Source organism: Bradyrhizobium lablabi (assembly GCF_001440475.1).
Classification (GTDB): domain Bacteria; phylum Pseudomonadota; class Alphaproteobacteria; order Rhizobiales; family Xanthobacteraceae; genus Bradyrhizobium; species Bradyrhizobium lablabi.
In genome coordinates this window covers 136,545-152,933 of the sequence record NZ_LLYB01000094.1, presented here as the reverse complement: position 1 = coordinate 152,933, position 16,389 = coordinate 136,545, and the positions used below count along the sequence as shown (strand labels likewise).

Sequence of the window (16,389 nt, the reverse complement as noted above, 5' to 3'; positions counted from 1 at the left end):
CGGAACAGACCAACGATAGCCGATTGCGCTATTACAAGGGTGGGCAAAGCGCAGCGTGCCCACCATCTGCGTTGCGCCGGGTTGCGGTGGGCACGCCGCGCTTTGCCCACCCTGCGAGACCGTCGAACTACGCCACGCCCGCGCGCAGGAAATCGTGCAGATGCACGATGCCGACGGGCTTGCTGGCATCCGTCACGATCAACGTCGTGATTTTTGACGAATTGAGAATCTCCAGCGCCTCGCCGGCCAGAACGTCGCGGTCGATCGTCTTGGGATTCTTCGTCATCACCTCGTCGACGGTGGCCGTCATCAGATCGGGCCCCATCCCCATGTGGCGGCGCAAATCGCCGTCGGTGACGATGCCGACAATGATTCCGCGCGCATCGACGATGCCGACACAGCCAAAGCCCTTCGAGGTCATCTCGACCAGCGCCTCGGACATTTTTGTGCCGAGCGGTTTCAGCGGCACCGCGTCGCCGGAATGCATGAGATCGCGGGTATATTTCAGCATCGCACCCAGCTTGCCGCCGGGATGCAGCACGCTGAAATCGGTCGAGGTGAAGCCGCGGCCTTCCAGGAGCGCGATCGCCAGCGTATCGCCGAGCGCGAGCATCATCAGCGAGGAGGTGGTCGGCGCGAGGTTGTGCGGACAGGCCTCGCGCGCCTTCGGCAGGGTCAGCGCGATGTCGGCCGCCTTGGCGAGCGTCGCTTCCCGCTCCGCCGTCATCGCGATCACGGAAATCCGGAACCGCGCGGCATAACTGATCAGATTCTTCATCTCCGGCTGTTCGCCGGACCAGGACAGCGCCAGGATAACGTCGTCGGCGGTGATCATGCCGAGGTCGCCGTGGCTGGCTTCGGCGGCATGAACGAAGAACGCGGGCGTGCCGGTGGAGGCAAAGGTCGCGGCGATCTTGCGGCCGATATGGCCTGATTTGCCGAGCCCGGTGACGATCAGCCGCCCCTTGGCGTTGCGGATCAGGTCGGCGGCGGCGGTGAAGGGGGCGCGGAGATCGGATTGCAGCGCCGCCGTGAGCGCGGCGATGCCGCTGCCCTCGGCATCGAGCGTGCGCAAGGCCGACTGAACGGCGGAGTCAACGGAGTCGGTGCCGGATGATTTTGCCATCAGCGGATTCGAATGAGCCATGTCTGTTCCAGGGAGGAGGGGCCTCGCCCCAAAGCCCTCCATAGCATGGCCCGTCCGGCGATGCGACGCGCGCGGCGGGGCCCTCAACGGCTCATTAACCATAATTGTTTTAACTCCATTAACGACGTGTTCCGCGTGCCCCGCGGAATGCGTCTATTAAGTGTCTGTTTTTGTTGGAGTATATTCCATCGTGAGGGTGGGGGCAGCAACGGGCCGGAACAACCGCGCGCGCGTTCTCCGCGCTGCCTTGCCGTGCCTTGCGCTGATCGCGCTCTCGGGAACCGCGGCGCAAGCGCAAACCGTCACGCCGGACCTGTTCAGCTCAAGGCGCGCCAGCCAGGTGACGTCGCCGGATTCGCCGCTGCGCCGCACTTCGGCAGAGGTGAACGATCCGCTCGCCAGCCCGAAGCTGCAGGACGATGAGAAGCGCGCGCCGTCCCGGATCGGGCAGATCCCGAAATACGGTCTGCCGGCTGCGAGCGGCGCCGCCGATTCCGGCTACGACTCACTCAACCGCAAGCGCAAGAAACCGAAATACTATCCGGCGCAGGCGAGGCCGAAGCCGCCGGTCGGCCCCGGCAGTCCACCGCCGCCGATTGCGTCGAACACGCCGCTGCGGCTCTCGATCCCGCCCTCGGAATCCGCCAACAAGACGCGCCTTGCGCCGGCCATGGCGGGCACGGTGGTGGGGCAGCCGCCGCGCAAACGGCTCAGGATCGACGACGATCCGTTCGGCGCGGTCGGCGATTACGCCGGCAGTTTCCTGATCAAATCCGCGGTCGAATTGTCAGGCGGCTATGACACCAATCCGGGCCGGCTCGTCCCCGCGCAAGCCAAGCCATTTTACGTGATCGCGCCGGAATTTCTGGCGGTGTCCGACTGGGAGCGCCACGCGCTGGTCGCCGATCTCCGCGGCTCCTTCACCGGCTACGGCAGCTCTCTCACGCCGAACGCCGACGGCACGCCGCTGTCGGCGCCGCTCGACATCGACCGGCCGAATTTCATCGGCCATGTCGACGGCCGGCTCGATGTCAGCCGCGACACGCGGCTGATGGCGCAGGGCCGCTTGTTCCTCTCGACCGACAATCCCGGCAGCCCGAACGTGCAGGCCGGCATGGCCAAGTATCCGATCTACACCACGGTGGGCACGACCACCGGCGTCGACCAGACCTTCAATCGCCTGCAGGTTTCCGCCGGCGCCACCGTCGACCGCACCGATTACACGAACTCAAGACTTACCGATGGCACGTCGACCACCAACGACGACCGCAACTTCAACCAGTATGGCGGCATCGGCCGCGTCAGCTATGATTTGAAGCCGGGCATCAAGCCGTTCGTGGAGGTGCAGGGCGACAGCCGCGTGCATGACGTCAAGCTCGATCGTTCCGGATTTGCGCGCGATTCCTCGGGCGGCTACGTCAAGGGCGGCACCAGCTTCGAATTCTCGCGGCTATTGACCGGTGAAATCGCCGTCGGCTACGCCGCGCGCGACTATGTCGATCCCCGGCTCAATCGCCTGGAAGGGCTGCTTGTCTCATCCTCGCTGGTGTGGACCGCGACGCCGCTGACGACGGCGAGATTCTATTCCGACACCACGATCACCGAGACCACGCTGCCGGGCACATCGGGCGTGCTGACGCACATCTACACCGTCGAAGTTGACCACGACTTCCGCCGCTGGCTGACTGCGATCGGCAAGTTCACCTGGGGCTCGCTCGATTATCAGGGCAATCCAAGGCGCGACAAGATCTACACGCTGTCGGGCGAAGCCCTCTACAAGATGAACCGCAACCTCTGGCTCCGCGGCACGCTACGACGGGACTGGCTGGATTCGAACCTGCCGGGGAACAGCACCGCATCGACGGTGGTGATGCTGGGCGTGAGGGTGCAGAACTGACGGTCGTACGCAAACCCTTCGTCATGCCCCGCGAAGGTGGGGCATCCAGTACGCCGCGGCCCGTCCGATTCTCTGAGAAGTCTCTGGAATACTGGATCACCCGCTTTCGCGGGGCATGACAGCTGTGTGGGAAGAGACGGACTTACCGCGGCAGCGTCGTCGAGCCCATCAGATACTGATCGATCGCCCGCGCGCACAGGCGGCCCTCGCGGATCGCCCACACCACCAGCGACTGGCCGCGGCGCATGTCGCCGGCGGAGAAGACGTTGGGCAGCGAGGTCTTGTAGTCGGTCAGGTTGGCGCGAACGTTGCCGCGCTGGTCGAGGTCGACGCCTAGCGTCTTCAACATGCCTTCGTGCACGGGGTGCACGAAGCCCATGGCGAGCAGCACGAGCTGCGCATCGAGTTCAAATTCGGTGCCGGGCAGCGGTTTGAACTTGTCGTCGACCTTGACGCAATGCAGCTTCTGCACCTTGCCGTCCACGCCGGAGAATTTCTGCGTCAGCACGGCGAATTCGCGCACGGCGCCTTCGGCCTGGCTCGACGAGGTCCGCATCTTCAACGGCCAGTTCGGCCAGGTCACGCCCTTGTTCTCGTGCTCGGGCGGCGCCGGCATGATCTCGAGCTGCGTCACTGACGCCGCGCCCTGCCGGAACGAGGTGCCGATGCAGTCCGAACCGGTGTCGCCGCCGCCGATCACGACGACATGCTTGCCGCCGGCAAGGATATCCTTGGCTGCGCCGAGCGGCTCGGAGGAAACGCGGCGGTTCTGCTGCGGCAGGAAGTCCATCGCAAAGTGGATGCCGTCGAGTTCGCGCCCGGGGATCGGCAGATCGCGGCCGGCTTCGGCGCCGCCGGTCAGCGCCACGGCGTCATACTGGGCGAGCAGTTCGCGCGGATCGATCGCGCCTTCCGAGGTGCCGCCGACATGGACGCCGTAATGGAACGTCACGCCCTCGGCTTCCATCTGCGCCACGCGGCGGTCGATGACGTGCTTTTCCATCTTGAAGTCGGGGATGCCGTAGCGGAGCAGGCCGCCGGCCTTGGCGAACTTCTCGTAGACATGGACGTCATGGCCGGCGCGCGCGAGCTGCTGCGCGGCCGCAAGGCCTGCGGGGCCGGAGCCGACGATCGCGACCTTCTTGCCGGTCTTGGCGGGCGCAATCTCAGGCTTCAGCCAGCCATTGTCCCAGGCGCGGTCGACGATGGCGCATTCGATGGTCTTGATGGTGACCGGGTTGTCGTCGATGTTGAGCGTGCAGGACGCCTCGCACGGCGCGGGGCAGATGCGGCCGGTGAATTCGGGGAAGTTGTTGGTCGAGTGCAGGTTGCGCGAGGCTTCTTCCCAGTTGTCCTGATAGACGAGGTCGTTGAAGTCGGGGATTTGGTTGTTGACCGGGCAGCCCGGCGTGCCCGGCGCCACCGAGCCGGTGCCGTGGCAATAGGGGATGCCGCAGTTCATGCAGCGCGCGGCCTGGTCGCGGGTGTCCTTCTCGCTCAGGGGAATGACGAATTCGCGATAATGCTTCAAGCGATCCGCGACCGGCGCGTACTTGCGATCATGCCGGTCGATTTCCAGAAAACCTGTGATCTTGCCCATTAAACCTGACGTCCCTGCGTCTCTCGTTCGTATTCGTTTTCCGTCGTTCCTCCGTCATTGCGAGGGGCGCAGCGACTAAGCAATCCATATTTGCCGTGCGGAGGGATGGATTGCTTCGCTGCGCTCGCAATGACGGGCTTGTGGTACTAAGCCCCGATCGCGATTTTTGGCTCGGCGTCGGCGTTCGCCTTCATTTCCTTCAGCGCGCGGCGGTATTCCACCGGCATCACCTTGCGGAATTTCAGGAGCCACGTCTTCCAGTCGGCGAGGATTTCGGCCGCTTTCTTCGAGCCGGTCAGCTTGGCATGGCGCGTGATCAGGATGTGCAGCCGCTCGATATCGGACTCCAGCAGATTGGCGAACACATCGACCCGGCCATGCGCCTCGAGATCGCCGGAGTGATTGTAGGTGCCGGCGTTGATCAGCTCTTCCGACAGCACCGGCTCGAGTTCGACCATCGAGAGGTTGCAGAGCTTTTCGAAGTCGCCGGCCTCGTCCAGCACATAGGCGACGCCGCCCGACATGCCGGCCGCGAAGTTGCGCCCGGTCTTGCCGAGCACCACGACGATGCCGCCGGTCATGTATTCGCAGCAATGATCGCCGGCGCCTTCGACGACCGCGATCGCGCCGGAGTTACGCACCGCGAAGCGCTCGCCGGCGATGCCGCGGAAATAGCATTCGCCCTCGATCGCGCCATACATCACCGTGTTGCCGACGATGATGGATTCCTCCGGCACGATGCCGGAATTCCTCGGCGGCTTGACGATGATGCGGCCGCCCGACAGGCCCTTGCCGACATAGTCGTTGCCTTCGCCTTCGAGATCGAAGGTGACGCCGCGTGCGAGCCACGCGCCGAACGCCTGTCCGGCCGTGCCCTTCAGGCTGACGTGAATGGTATCAAGCGGCAACCCGGCATGGCCGTAGATCTTTGCGACCTGGCCCGACAGCATCGCGCCGGCGGAACGGTCCGTGTTGTTGATCTCTTCCTCGATCTTCACCGGCGCGCCGCGGTCGAGCGCGGACTGCGCCTTCTCGATCAGCCGGCGGTCCAGCACCTTCTCCAGATGATGGTCCTGGGGCTCGGCGTGATAGATCTTCTGGCCCTTCTCCTCCTTCTGACGGACGAAGAGCTTTGAGAAATCGAGCCCCTTGGCCTTCCAGTGCGCCACCAGCGTGGACTGGTCGAGCATCTGGGTCTGGCCGACCATCTCGTCGAACTTCTTGTAGCCGAGCTGCGCCATGATCTCGCGCACTTCCTCGGCGACGAAGAAGAAGTAGTTGATGACGTGCTCGGGCTGGCCGGTGAAGCGCTTGCGCAGCACCGGGTCCTGGGTCGCGACCCCGACCGGGCAGGTGTTGAGATGGCACTTGCGCATCATGATGCAGCCGGCCGCGATCAAGGGCGCGGTGGCGAAGCCGAATTCGTCGGCGCCAAGCAGCGCGCCAATCACGACGTCACGTCCGGTGCGGAAACCGCCGTCGACCTGGACCACGATGCGGCTGCGCAGCCGCTCGCGCACCAGCGTCTGATGGGTTTCGGCAAGGCCGATTTCCCATGGGCTACCTGCGTGCTTGATCGAGGTGAGGGGAGAGGCGCCGGTGCCGCCCTCGAAGCCTGCGATGGTGACGTGGTCGGCGCGCGCCTTGGCAACGCCCGCGGCCACCGTGCCGACGCCGATTTCGGAGACCAGCTTGACCGAGACCTGCCCCTCAGGATTGACGTTCTTGAGGTCGTAGATCAGCTGCGCCAGATCCTCGATCGAATAGATGTCGTGATGCGGCGGCGGGGAGATCAGGCCGACGCCCGGCGTCGAATGCCGCACGCGCGCGATCGTCGCGTCGACCTTGTGGCCGGGCAACTGGCCACCTTCGCCGGGCTTGGCGCCCTGGGCCATCTTGATCTGCATCATGTCGGAGTTGACGAGATATTCCGTCGTCACGCCGAAGCGGCCCGAGGCGACCTGCTTGATCGCCGAGCGCATCGAATCGCCGTTCGGCATCGGCTTGAAGCGATCGGCCTCTTCGCCGCCTTCGCCGGTGTTCGACTTGCCGCCGATCCGGTTCATGGCGATCGCGAGCGTGGTGTGCGCCTCGCGCGAGATCGAGCCGAACGACATGGCTCCGGTGGCGAAGCGCTTGACGATTTCGCTGGCCGGCTCGACCTGGTCGAGCTTCACGGGCTTGCGCTTCTCATCCTCGGCGGTCTTGAGCCGGAACAGGCCGCGCAGCGTCAAGAGCCGCTCGGACTGCTCGTTGAGGATCTTTGCAAACGCGCGGTAACGCTCCTGCGAGTTGCCGCGCACGGCATGCTGCAGCGTCGAAACGGACTCGGCGGTCCAGGCATGGTCCTCGCCGCGGGTGCGGTAGGCGTACTCGCCGCCGACGTCGAGCGCGGTCTTGTAGACCTGCGCATCGCCGAACGCGTCGGTGTGGCGGCGCGCGGTTTCCTCGGCGATCTCGGCCAGACCCACGCCCTCGATGCGGGTGTGAGTCCCGGCAAAATACTTGGCGACGAAATCGGCCTTCAGCCCGACGGCGTCAAAGATCTGCGCGCCGCAATAGGACTGGTAGGTCGAGATGCCCATCTTGGACATCACCTTCAAAAGGCCCTTGCCGATCGACTTGATGTAGCGCTTGATGATTTCATAGTCGTCGAGCGAGCCCGGCAGGCGATCCTTCATCGCGATGATGGTTTCGAACGCGAGGTAGGGATTGATCGCCTCGGCGCCATAGCCGGCCAGGCACGCAAAATGATGCACTTCGCGCGGCTCGCCCGACTCGACGACGATGCCGACCGAGGTGCGCAGGCCCGTGCGGATCAGATGGTGATGCACGGCGGCGCAGGCGAGCAGCGAGGGAATCGGAATCCGGTCCGTGCCCGCCATGCGGTCGGACAGAATGATGATGTTGACGCCTTCGCGCACCGCGCCTTCGGCGCGTGCGCAGAGTTCGTCGAGCACCTGCTCCATCCCCGCCGCGCCGAAGCCGGCATGGAAGGTGGTGTCGAGCGTGCGCGACTTGAAATGCGTGTCCGCAACTTCGGAGATCGAGCGGATCTTTTCCAGGTCCGCATCGGTCAGGATCGGCTGACGCACCTCGAGCCGCTTGGTCGAGGCCATGCCCTGCAGGTCGAACAGGTTCGGCCGCGGCCCGATGATCGAGACGAGGCTCATCACGAGTTCCTCGCGGATCGGATCGATCGGCGGGTTGGTGACCTGCGCAAAGTTCTGCTTGAAGTAGGTGAACAGCGGCTTCGGCCGGTCCGACAGCGCCGAGATCGGCGTGTCGTTGCCCATCGAGCCGGCGGCTTCCTCGCCGGTCGCCGCCATCGGCGTCATCAGGATGCTGATGTCTTCCTGCGAATAGCCAAACGTTTGCTGCCGATCGAGCAGCGGCAGGTTCGAGCGCATGCCCTTGACGGGCGCGTCCGGCAGTTCCTCCAGCACCAACTGGGTGCGATGCAGCCAGTCGCTGTAGGGATGGCTCTTGGCGAGATCAGCCTTGATCTCGTCGTCGGGAATCAAGCGTCCCTGTTCGAGATCGACCAGCAGCATCTTGCCGGGCTGCAGCCGCCACTTGGTGACGATCTGGTCCTCGGGGATTTTCAGCACACCCATTTCGGACGCCATCACGATGCGGTCGTCCTTGGTGACGAGGTAGCGTGCCGGACGCAGGCCGTTGCGGTCGAGCGTCGCGCCGATCTGGCGGCCGTCGGTGAAGGCGATCGCAGCGGGGCCGTCCCACGGCTCCATCAGCGCGGCATGATATTCGTAGAAGGCGCGGCGCTGCTCATCCATCAGGGGATTGCCGGCCCACGCTTCCGGAATCATCATCATGACCGCGTGCGGCAGCGAGTAGCCGCCCTGCACCAGGAATTCGAGCGCGTTGTCGAAGCAGGCGGTATCGCTCTGGCCCTCATAGGAGATCGGCCACAGACGGCTGATGTCCTTGCCGTAGAGCTCCGAATGCACGGAAGCCTGCCGCGCCGCCATCCAGTTGACGTTGCCGCGCAGCGTGTTGATTTCGCCGTTGTGGGCGATCATCCGGTAGGGATGCGCCAGCGACCAGGTCGGGAAAGTGTTGGTCGAGAAGCGCTGATGCACCAGCGCCAGCGCGCTGTCGAAATCCTTTTCGTGCAGGTCGGGATAGTACTTGCCGAGCTGGTCGGCGAGGAACATGCCCTTGTAGATCACGGTGCGGCACGACAGCGAGACCGGGTAATAGCCGGCCAGCCCGCGCTCGCGGCGCTGATAGATCGCCTGCGAGATCGACTTGCGCAGGATGTAGAGCCTGCGCTCGAACTCTTCCTCGGTCTTCGCCGTGCCGTTGCGGCCGATGAATACCTGCATGTGGTAGGGCTCGGTCGGCTTGACGGTGACGCCGAGCGAAGCGTTGTCGGACGGCACGTCGCGCCAGCCGAGCAGTACGAGGCCTTCTTCCTTGATCTGTTCGGCGATGATGCTCTGGATCACCTTCCGCCACGCCGTTTCCTTCGGCATGAACAGCGCGCCGATTGCGTAGTGGCCGGGCTCCGGCAGCTTGAAGCCGATCTCGGCGGCCTTGCGCGAAAAGAACGCGTGCGGGATCTGCACCAGGATGCCGGCGCCGTCGCCGGCGCGCGGATCGGCACCAACGGCGCCGCGATGCTCGAGGTTGCAGAGAATGTTGAGCGCGTCGGAGACGATCTGGTGTGACTTGCGACCCTTGATGTTGGCGATGAAGCCGACGCCGCAGGAATCCTTCTCCATGCCGAGGTCGTACAGGCCCTCGGCCGGCGGACGCCAATCATGCTCGCGTGTAGTGTCGGCCGGTTTCGAAGCCGCGGTCGCCGACAGTGCTTCTGCCACGATATTTTCGCGCTCGAATTCCGACCCGCTCATTTCATTCCTCTCACAAAGGCTAAGGGCCTCACCGCATCGTCGGCGCACCATGGACGCTTGCGGCACCCACCGGGCCACCGCTCGTCCGCCGCGAGCCGCAATTTCTTAAATTCAGGCCTGGGCGTTCAACGTCCCTGAGGAACGGCCTTGCCTGCACTGCCCTGACGCTCGTGGCGCCACGGTTTCGTTGCAATCCCTGTGCCGGGAAAGCCCCGCAATTGAGACAGCGATACTGTCCTAACTTCGACCATGCCAAATTTTTATCTATCACACAAGCACGTGAAAGTCCTCGCCCGCATGCGGATTCGCGGCTCACGGCCGGGGAAAAGCCCTCCGCAGGGCTTTGCAGCAGCGGCGCGCCCCGATCCGGCCTAAGGACTGCCGGATTTCGTAACGAAATTCGACTGCGGGCCGGCAGGCGAGAGAGCGAAATGCTCCCGGCCGGACCTGGCGGCTGTGGGGTTACAGGAGCTTTCAATAATGAAGTTGTTCACGGGATCTTTGGCGGCGGGATTGATCCTTCTGGCGGGCGGCGCGCAGGCGCAGGCGCCCGGGCCTGACGGACGCTCGCCATACAGGGCGGCGTCGGACTTCGAAGCCCCCTATGCGGTGGCGCCGCAGCCGGCTCCGGGGCCGTATTACGAGCCCGGGCCGCGCTACGGCTACGGTCCCGGCCCGGGCCTGTTGCCATCCACGGAAGTCTATTCCGTGCTGCGCGACAATGGCTTCTCGCCGCTCGGTATCCCCAGGCTCCGCGGCTTCGTCTACACGATCGCGGCGATCGACCGTGGCGGCGAGGGCGGGCGGCTGGTGATCGACGCGCGCAACGGCCGGATCATCCGCTTCGTGCCGGGCTACGGCATGGGTGACAATTTCTACGAAGAGCGCAGCGCGCTCCCCGGAATTCCGCCGGCTCCGCCGCTTGCCCGTGCGACGGTCCCGCCGGCCCATGTCCAGGCGGCGCCGGTCCAGGCCGAGCCCCGGCCGAAGCCGGCTCCCAAGGTTGCGAGCCGCCCGGTGCCGGTGCCGAAGGCCAGCCCGATCGCAGCAGCCAAGCCTGCTCCGGTGCCGCAGCAGGCCACGGCACCCGCGCCGAAGCCGACCGAGGTTCAGGCCGCGGCTTCGCCGACGACGACGGGATCGGTTCCGGCCAAGCCCGCCCCGAAGATTGCGCCGACGCAGGATATGCCGAACGCACAGGGGCTGGAGTGAAGCTCCCATAGCGTGTAGCCCGGATGAAGCGCAGCGAAATCCGGGGTGAGTTTATCCGTGCGCAGGGAACCCCGGATTGCGCTTCGCTCCATCCGGGCTACGAACCAAAACGCCCCGGTTTTTCCGGGGCGTTTTCATTGTGGCGGAGCTATTCGTGTTGACCGGCGGCGGCCAGGATCAAGTCGGCGACCTTGTCGGCTTGCGAGACCAATGACAGGTGGCCGGCGTCCAACTCGACCGTCGTTGCGTTCATGCGCTTGGCCAGGAAGCGCTCGAGGTCGGGATTGATGGTGTAGTCCTGCTTCGACACCGCGTACCAGCTCGGCTTGCTGTGCCAGGCGGCAGCGGTGGTGCGGCCGGCGAAAATGGAAGCCGCCGTCGGCCACTGCACGGCGTAGAGGACTTCCGCCGTCTTCCGGTCGACGCCATTGGCGAAATATTTCAGGAACGCGTCCTCGGACAGTTTGGTGAAGCCGTCATGCTCCTGAACGCCGGCGCGCGCCGGCCCTGCTGGAAATTTCTGCGACAGCGCGACGAAATCCTCGCCCGCATCGGGCGCGCGCGCCGCGATATAGACCAGCCCCGTGACCTTGGGATCGGTGCCGACTTCGCTGATGACGGTGCCGCCCCAGGAATGCGCCACCAGCACGGTCGGACCGTCCTGCTGCGCCAGCGCGCGGCGCGTGGCGGCGACCGAATCTTCCAGCGAGGTCAGCGGATTCTGGACCGCGGTGACGTGAAGTCCCGCTGCCTGCAGCCGCGGAATGACTTCCGACCAGCTCGATCCGTCGGCCCAGGCGCCGTGCACCAGCACGACGTTTTTCACCTTGACCGGTGCGGCGGCCTGCGCCGGCGTGGCGAGTGCGCCGAACGAGCCTGCAAACACACTGGCGGCGAGCGCCGCAACGATCTGTAACTTCGTCATCGATCTCTCCTGGTTTGATATGTCTGTTGAAGTGCCGGGTGCGAAAGTGAGTACGTCGCCGAACTGCAAACGTTGCGCGTCCCGGAGCCACCAGTGCCGGCGCGCGGGGTGAAATAGTCGTTGCAGGGGCGGACATCATTTAAATTCGCTGTTAATCAGCGCCGCCGTCTCTGTCATGAGCGCAAAAAAACGCCCCGGTTTCCCGGGGCGTTTCGCGTTCGGCCAATACCGGCCGAAATTCTGGCTGCTTACGCGGCGACGGAAGCGTCGACCACCTGCGGGGCCTGCGCGCCGGAGTTGATCGGAATGCTGCGCGGCTTCTTGGCCTCGGGGATCTCGCGGACGAGATCGACGTGAAGGAGGCCGTTCTCGAGCGACGCGTTCTTCACCTGCACGAAATCGGCAAGCTGGAAGACGCGCTCGAAGGCGCGGGCGGCGATGCCGCGATAAAGCACTTCGGATTTGTCCTTGCCGTTCTCGTTGGCCGACTTCTCGCCCTTGATCGTCAGCGTGTTTTCCTTCGCGACGATCGAAAGCTCGCCTTGCGCGAAGCCGGAGACCGCAACGCTGATGCGGTAGGCGTTCTCGCCGGTGCGTTCGATGTTATAGGGCGGATAACCGGGGCTGCCGTCCGAGGTCACCTGATCCAGCAGGTTGAAGAAGCGGTCGAAGCCGACGGTGGAACGATAAAACGGAGTGAGATCGTAGGTACGCATAGGGTAGTCCTCCATTGAGCGACTGTTTCTGTTACCCGCCCGCCATCGGGCCGGGCCGTAGTCTCGTGCAGCCTCAGTTTTTTGGAGCCTCAAGGTTTGAAGCCTTGGGTTTCGGTTCCGAAACACTGGTAGCGGCCTGCACAGAAGTGATATGGGAGGGGTGAAACGACGTTCAAGAGGGGCGAAACGGGCCCCTTTTTTGCGCCCCTGCCTTGATTTCCAGCCCTTTTCACCTAGCCGGTTGCTTCGCATGACGCTCGTCTCGATCCCCGCCAATCCGGTTCCGGAGGACGTCGTCTCGGGCACCATCAAGACGCCCGACGGCGCGGAATTGCGGTTCGCGCGCTGGGCGCCGCCGGCGGGGCGCAAGGGTACGGTTTGCGTCTTCACCGGGCGCAGCGAGCAGATCGAGAAATATTTCGAGACGGTGCGCGATCTGCGCGACCGCGGTTTTGCGGTGGCGATGATCGACTGGCGCGGACAAGGGCATTCCTCGCGCCGCCTGCGCGATCCGCGCAAGGGCTATGTCCGCGACTTCTCCGACTTCGAGGTCGATGTCGAAACCTTCGTGCAGCAGGTGGTGCTGCCGGATTGTCCGCCGCCCTTCTTCGCGCTGGCGCATTCGATGGGCGGCGCGGTCATGCTGCGGGTCGCGCATGCAGGAAAACGCTGGTTCGACCGCATGGTGCTGTCGGCGCCGATGATCGACCTGCCGGGGCGCCGAACCTCGTTCCCGACGCGCGCGCTGCTTCGGACCATGCGGCTGATGGGGCAGGGCGGCCGCTACGTGCCCGGCGGCAGCGATGCGCTGACCGGAACGGAATCCTTCATCAACAACCCCTTCACCAGCGATCCCGTGCGCTATGCCCGCAACGCCGCGATCCTGGAAGAAGACCCGACGCTGGGCATCGGTTCGCCGACGGTGGCCTGGGCCGATACCGCGTTCAGGGCGATGCATACTTTTCGCGGCATGCACTATCCGTCCGAAATCCGCCAGCCGATCCTGATGCTGGCCGCCAGCAACGACAGCATCGTTTCAACGGCCGCGATCGAGGAATTCGCCTATCACCTGCGCGCCGGCTCGCATCTGGTGATCGCAGGCTCCAAGCACGAGATCCTGCAGGAGCAGGACCGCTACCGCGCGCAATTCTGGGCGGCGTTCGACGCCTTCGTGCCGGGCACGCCGCTGTTCAAGTGACATATGTCATTGCCGGGCTTGACCCGGCAATCCATCCGCTTCGAGCAAATTGGGGTGTCCGCTGACACGGACGATGGATACGCGGGTCAAGCCAGCGTATGACGATCGTCTAGGGCGAGGCCGGCTTCGGCAGCCGATCCGCGATCCGCTTGGGCAGCCGCCTCTCGACGAACAGCGTTCTCACCTCGGCGACGCTGAGGTAGCGCTCCTCACCTTCGCCCTTGCCGAGGATCTTCAACAGCACCGGCCATTCGCCCTTCATCAGGATCGGGAAATACCAGCGCGCCGCATCGCCGTCGCGCTTGATGTTGGCCGCCATGAAGGTCTCGATCTCCTTCGCCGTCAGCCCGGTCTCGATGCCCCCTGCAGGATCCTTGCAGTCCTTGCCGAAGCTGGCGAGGCGGTCGATTTGCTCTTCATGGACCTTCGCCGTGGCATCGAGAATGCGCGAGCCGCCGCCATGCTTGTCGAGCGGGCCGTCGCGCAGTTGATCGAGCACGGCGCCCGAGGTCGCGCTCTTGAATAAACGCCCCGGCCCGAGGCCGTTGGCGATCACGGCGACCATCCAGGTTGCTATCCGCACCTTCATTTTACCAAGGCCGGTTTGCCCGCTCGCGTCCCCGACGATTTCGGAGATCTGCGAAAGCGGCACGACGTCGCCGCCGACATAGCCGTTGGCGACCAGCGCGCGCAGGAACGGGCAAGGGTTATTGGGTGAAACCGGAAATTGCCCGGCGAGCGCGGTGCCCGGGGCGGTGGCAACGGGATGATCCGACATGGTTCAAATCCTTAAGCGCCGAATGTGAAAATGGCCTGACCCCCGTGCGGAGCGGATGACAGTTCTGAAAAGGAAATTCGGCGGCGCGCTACTTCAGCGTGTGGGCAAGTTTTGGCGGAATTCGGCGTCGTGTCAACTGACCGCCTTACACTCTCAGGAGTCGGCGGCAAGCTTCGGAGAGGATTCGACGAGGGTCAGTCTGCTGAAGGGGACGCCGGCTTTCACGAGGCCGTCACGGTAGTGGGCGACGTCGGCCGGCACCTTCCAGTGAAAGTTCCGCAAGTGGCGGTCGACAGTCAGGCTTGGATAGTTGCTCAGCAAGATCTCGGTCGCGCTCACCGCTTCCGCGGTTCGTCCCAATTGCGCGAGGGCTGCCGCCCGTATCGCCAGCGCCTGGAGATGGTTGGGATTCACATAAAGCTGTTCGCGCGCCCAGGACAGCGACGCGTCATATTGTCCGAGCAAATAGTGGCTGAACGCGTTCACGGCCGCCCATTGATAGCGGGGATCGTTGCTGCCGCTCTGCGCCGCCATCGTAAACAATTCGATCGCGTGCCGGTGTTCGCCGGACACCAGATGACACACCCCAAGCACGCCGCGGGCGCCCATGTCGTATGGATTGAGTGAGACCGCCCGCTTGGCGGCATCCATCGCCGCCTCGTAATGCCCTTCCGCCGAGTGCACATAGGCGAGAATCTGAAACGCAAAGGACGAACGGGGATCGAGCCGGACGCTGCTCTCCGCGAGGCTCATCACGGAATCCCAGACTACGCGTGTGCCCTTGATCCAGCCGAGCTGGATGCCCTGGGCCTGGACGGTGGCGAGATAGGCGCGCGCGATCGAAAGCGTCGGATCGAGCGTGATGGCTTCCTTGAACAGTCCGATCGAGGTTTCGACGTCGTCCTTGGTCTGCAAATAATAGTAGGACAGCCCCTTGAGGAAACGATCCCAGGCGGTGATGTCGTTCGACGAGGAGCGGGGCGGGGCGGACGCTTCCGCCCGGTAGATTTCGGCTGCGATCGCCGCCGACAGGCTGGTGGTGAGTTCGTCCTGCATCGCGAACAGGTCGCCCATATCGCGGTCGAAGCGGCCGGTCCACAATTGCTCGCCGGTTTCGGGCGCGATCAATTCGGCGGTGACGCGGATCTTGCTCGCGGCGCGGCGCACCGAGCCCTGGATCAGGTAGGTGGCATCGATCTCGCGCGCGATCAGCCGCGTGCTGACGTTCTTGCCTTTGAACGGGAACGTCGAGTTCCGGCTCAGCACCCGATAGAACGATTGCAGCGAGAGCGCGTGGATCAGGTCCTCGGTCAGCCCATCGGAAAAATACTCGTCCCCGCTTTCGCTCAAATTCGCGAATGGGAGCACGCCCACGATCGCGGTGCGATACTGGGCGGGCAGGTTCGTGACCGATGTCTCGGATCCGGTCTTGCGCGCGGGGCCGGCGGCATCCGTGCTGCCGGGCTGCCAGGTCCAGACATGGATCGGCTCCTCGATGTTCTTGAACCGGTAAGGACCGGCATCGACGAAGCTGACGCTGAGGCGCTTGCCGGCCTCATGGCAGGCCTTGCCCGAAACCGCCACGCCGCCGGGCGCGGCGACCGATTCGAGGCGGACGGCAATGTTGACGTCGTCGCCGAACACCTCGTCCTCGTCGGCCATCACATCGCCCATGTGGATGCCCATGCGGAACTGCATCGAGCGATCGGCGGGCAGGTGTTCGTTTCGTTCGGCCATCACCATCTGCATGGCGACCGCCGCTTCGATGGCGCCAACGATGGAGGGAAATTCCAGAAGAAAGCCGTCGCCGGTGTTCTTCACCAGGCGGCCGCCGTGATTGAGGATGATCGGATAGATCGCGCTTCGATGGGCCTTGAACGTGGCGTGCGTCCCCGCTTCGTCGGCTCCCATCATTCGGGAATAGCCGGCGACGTCAGCGCAGACGATAGCTGCCAGGCGTCTCTCCATATTCCCTTATATCCCCAACGGCGCCGGAATTGGCAGGATAACCACTACGCGGTCGGCCAACGGATTCC

The 16,389-nt window shown here is 64.5% G+C and carries 10 protein-coding genes; 3 read left to right on the top strand and 7 right to left on the bottom strand.

The window, feature by feature from the left end; genetic code table 11:
* Window positions 1-127: 127 nt before the first annotated feature.
* Window positions 128-1,147, bottom strand: coding sequence for a KpsF/GutQ family sugar-phosphate isomerase (locus CQ14_RS27780; protein WP_057861001.1), 1,020 nt, complete (start codon window positions 1,145-1,147; stop codon window positions 128-130).
* 196 nt (window positions 1,148-1,343) lie between these two features.
* On the opposite strand from CQ14_RS27780, the gene CQ14_RS27775 reads away from it, so the two are divergent.
* Entirely contained in the window at window positions 1,344-3,044 is a 1,701-nt protein-coding gene (locus CQ14_RS27775; protein WP_057861000.1) for an outer membrane beta-barrel protein, read from the top strand.
* A 142-nt stretch (window positions 3,045-3,186) separates the two neighbouring features.
* On the opposite strand, the gene CQ14_RS27770 is transcribed toward CQ14_RS27775, so the two are convergent.
* Window positions 3,187-4,644, bottom strand: a complete 1,458-nt coding sequence (locus CQ14_RS27770; RefSeq protein WP_057860999.1) for a glutamate synthase subunit beta — start codon at window positions 4,642-4,644, stop codon at window positions 3,187-3,189.
* A gap of 146 nt (window positions 4,645-4,790) precedes the next feature.
* Window positions 4,791-9,524: a glutamate synthase large subunit gene (gene gltB / locus CQ14_RS27765; protein WP_057860998.1), complete on the bottom strand. Its 4,734-nt coding sequence runs from the start codon at window positions 9,522-9,524 to the stop codon at window positions 4,791-4,793.
* 480 nt (window positions 9,525-10,004) lie between these two features.
* On the opposite strand from gltB, the gene CQ14_RS27760 reads away from it, so the two are divergent.
* A complete protein-coding gene (locus CQ14_RS27760; protein ID WP_057860997.1) occupies window positions 10,005-10,736 on the top strand; it encodes a hypothetical protein in 732 nt (243 codons plus the stop codon).
* A gap of 148 nt (window positions 10,737-10,884) precedes the next feature.
* Here the strand turns inward: CQ14_RS27760 and CQ14_RS27755 are convergent, their stop codons facing one another.
* Window positions 10,885-11,661, bottom strand: a complete 777-nt coding sequence (locus CQ14_RS27755; RefSeq protein ID WP_057860996.1) for an alpha/beta fold hydrolase — start codon at window positions 11,659-11,661, stop codon at window positions 10,885-10,887.
* A gap of 248 nt (window positions 11,662-11,909) precedes the next feature.
* Window positions 11,910-12,377 carry an Hsp20 family protein gene (locus CQ14_RS27750; RefSeq protein ID WP_057860995.1) on the bottom strand — a complete coding sequence of 156 codons (468 nt, stop codon included), beginning with the start codon at window positions 12,375-12,377 and terminating at the stop codon, window positions 11,910-11,912.
* A gap of 250 nt (window positions 12,378-12,627) precedes the next feature.
* On the opposite strand from CQ14_RS27750, the gene CQ14_RS27745 reads away from it, so the two are divergent.
* Window positions 12,628-13,575, top strand: coding sequence for an alpha/beta fold hydrolase (locus CQ14_RS27745; RefSeq protein WP_057860994.1), 948 nt, complete (start codon window positions 12,628-12,630; stop codon window positions 13,573-13,575).
* A 109-nt stretch (window positions 13,576-13,684) separates the two neighbouring features.
* On the opposite strand, the gene CQ14_RS27740 is transcribed toward CQ14_RS27745, so the two are convergent.
* Window positions 13,685-14,353 (bottom strand): hypothetical protein, encoded by a 669-nt coding sequence (locus tag CQ14_RS27740; RefSeq protein WP_057860993.1) that lies wholly within the window; start codon window positions 14,351-14,353, stop codon window positions 13,685-13,687.
* 153 nt (window positions 14,354-14,506) lie between these two features.
* Window positions 14,507-16,321: an adenylate/guanylate cyclase domain-containing protein gene (locus CQ14_RS27735; protein WP_057860992.1), complete on the bottom strand. Its 1,815-nt coding sequence runs from the start codon at window positions 16,319-16,321 to the stop codon at window positions 14,507-14,509.
* Between the last annotated feature and the right edge of the window lie 68 nt (window positions 16,322-16,389).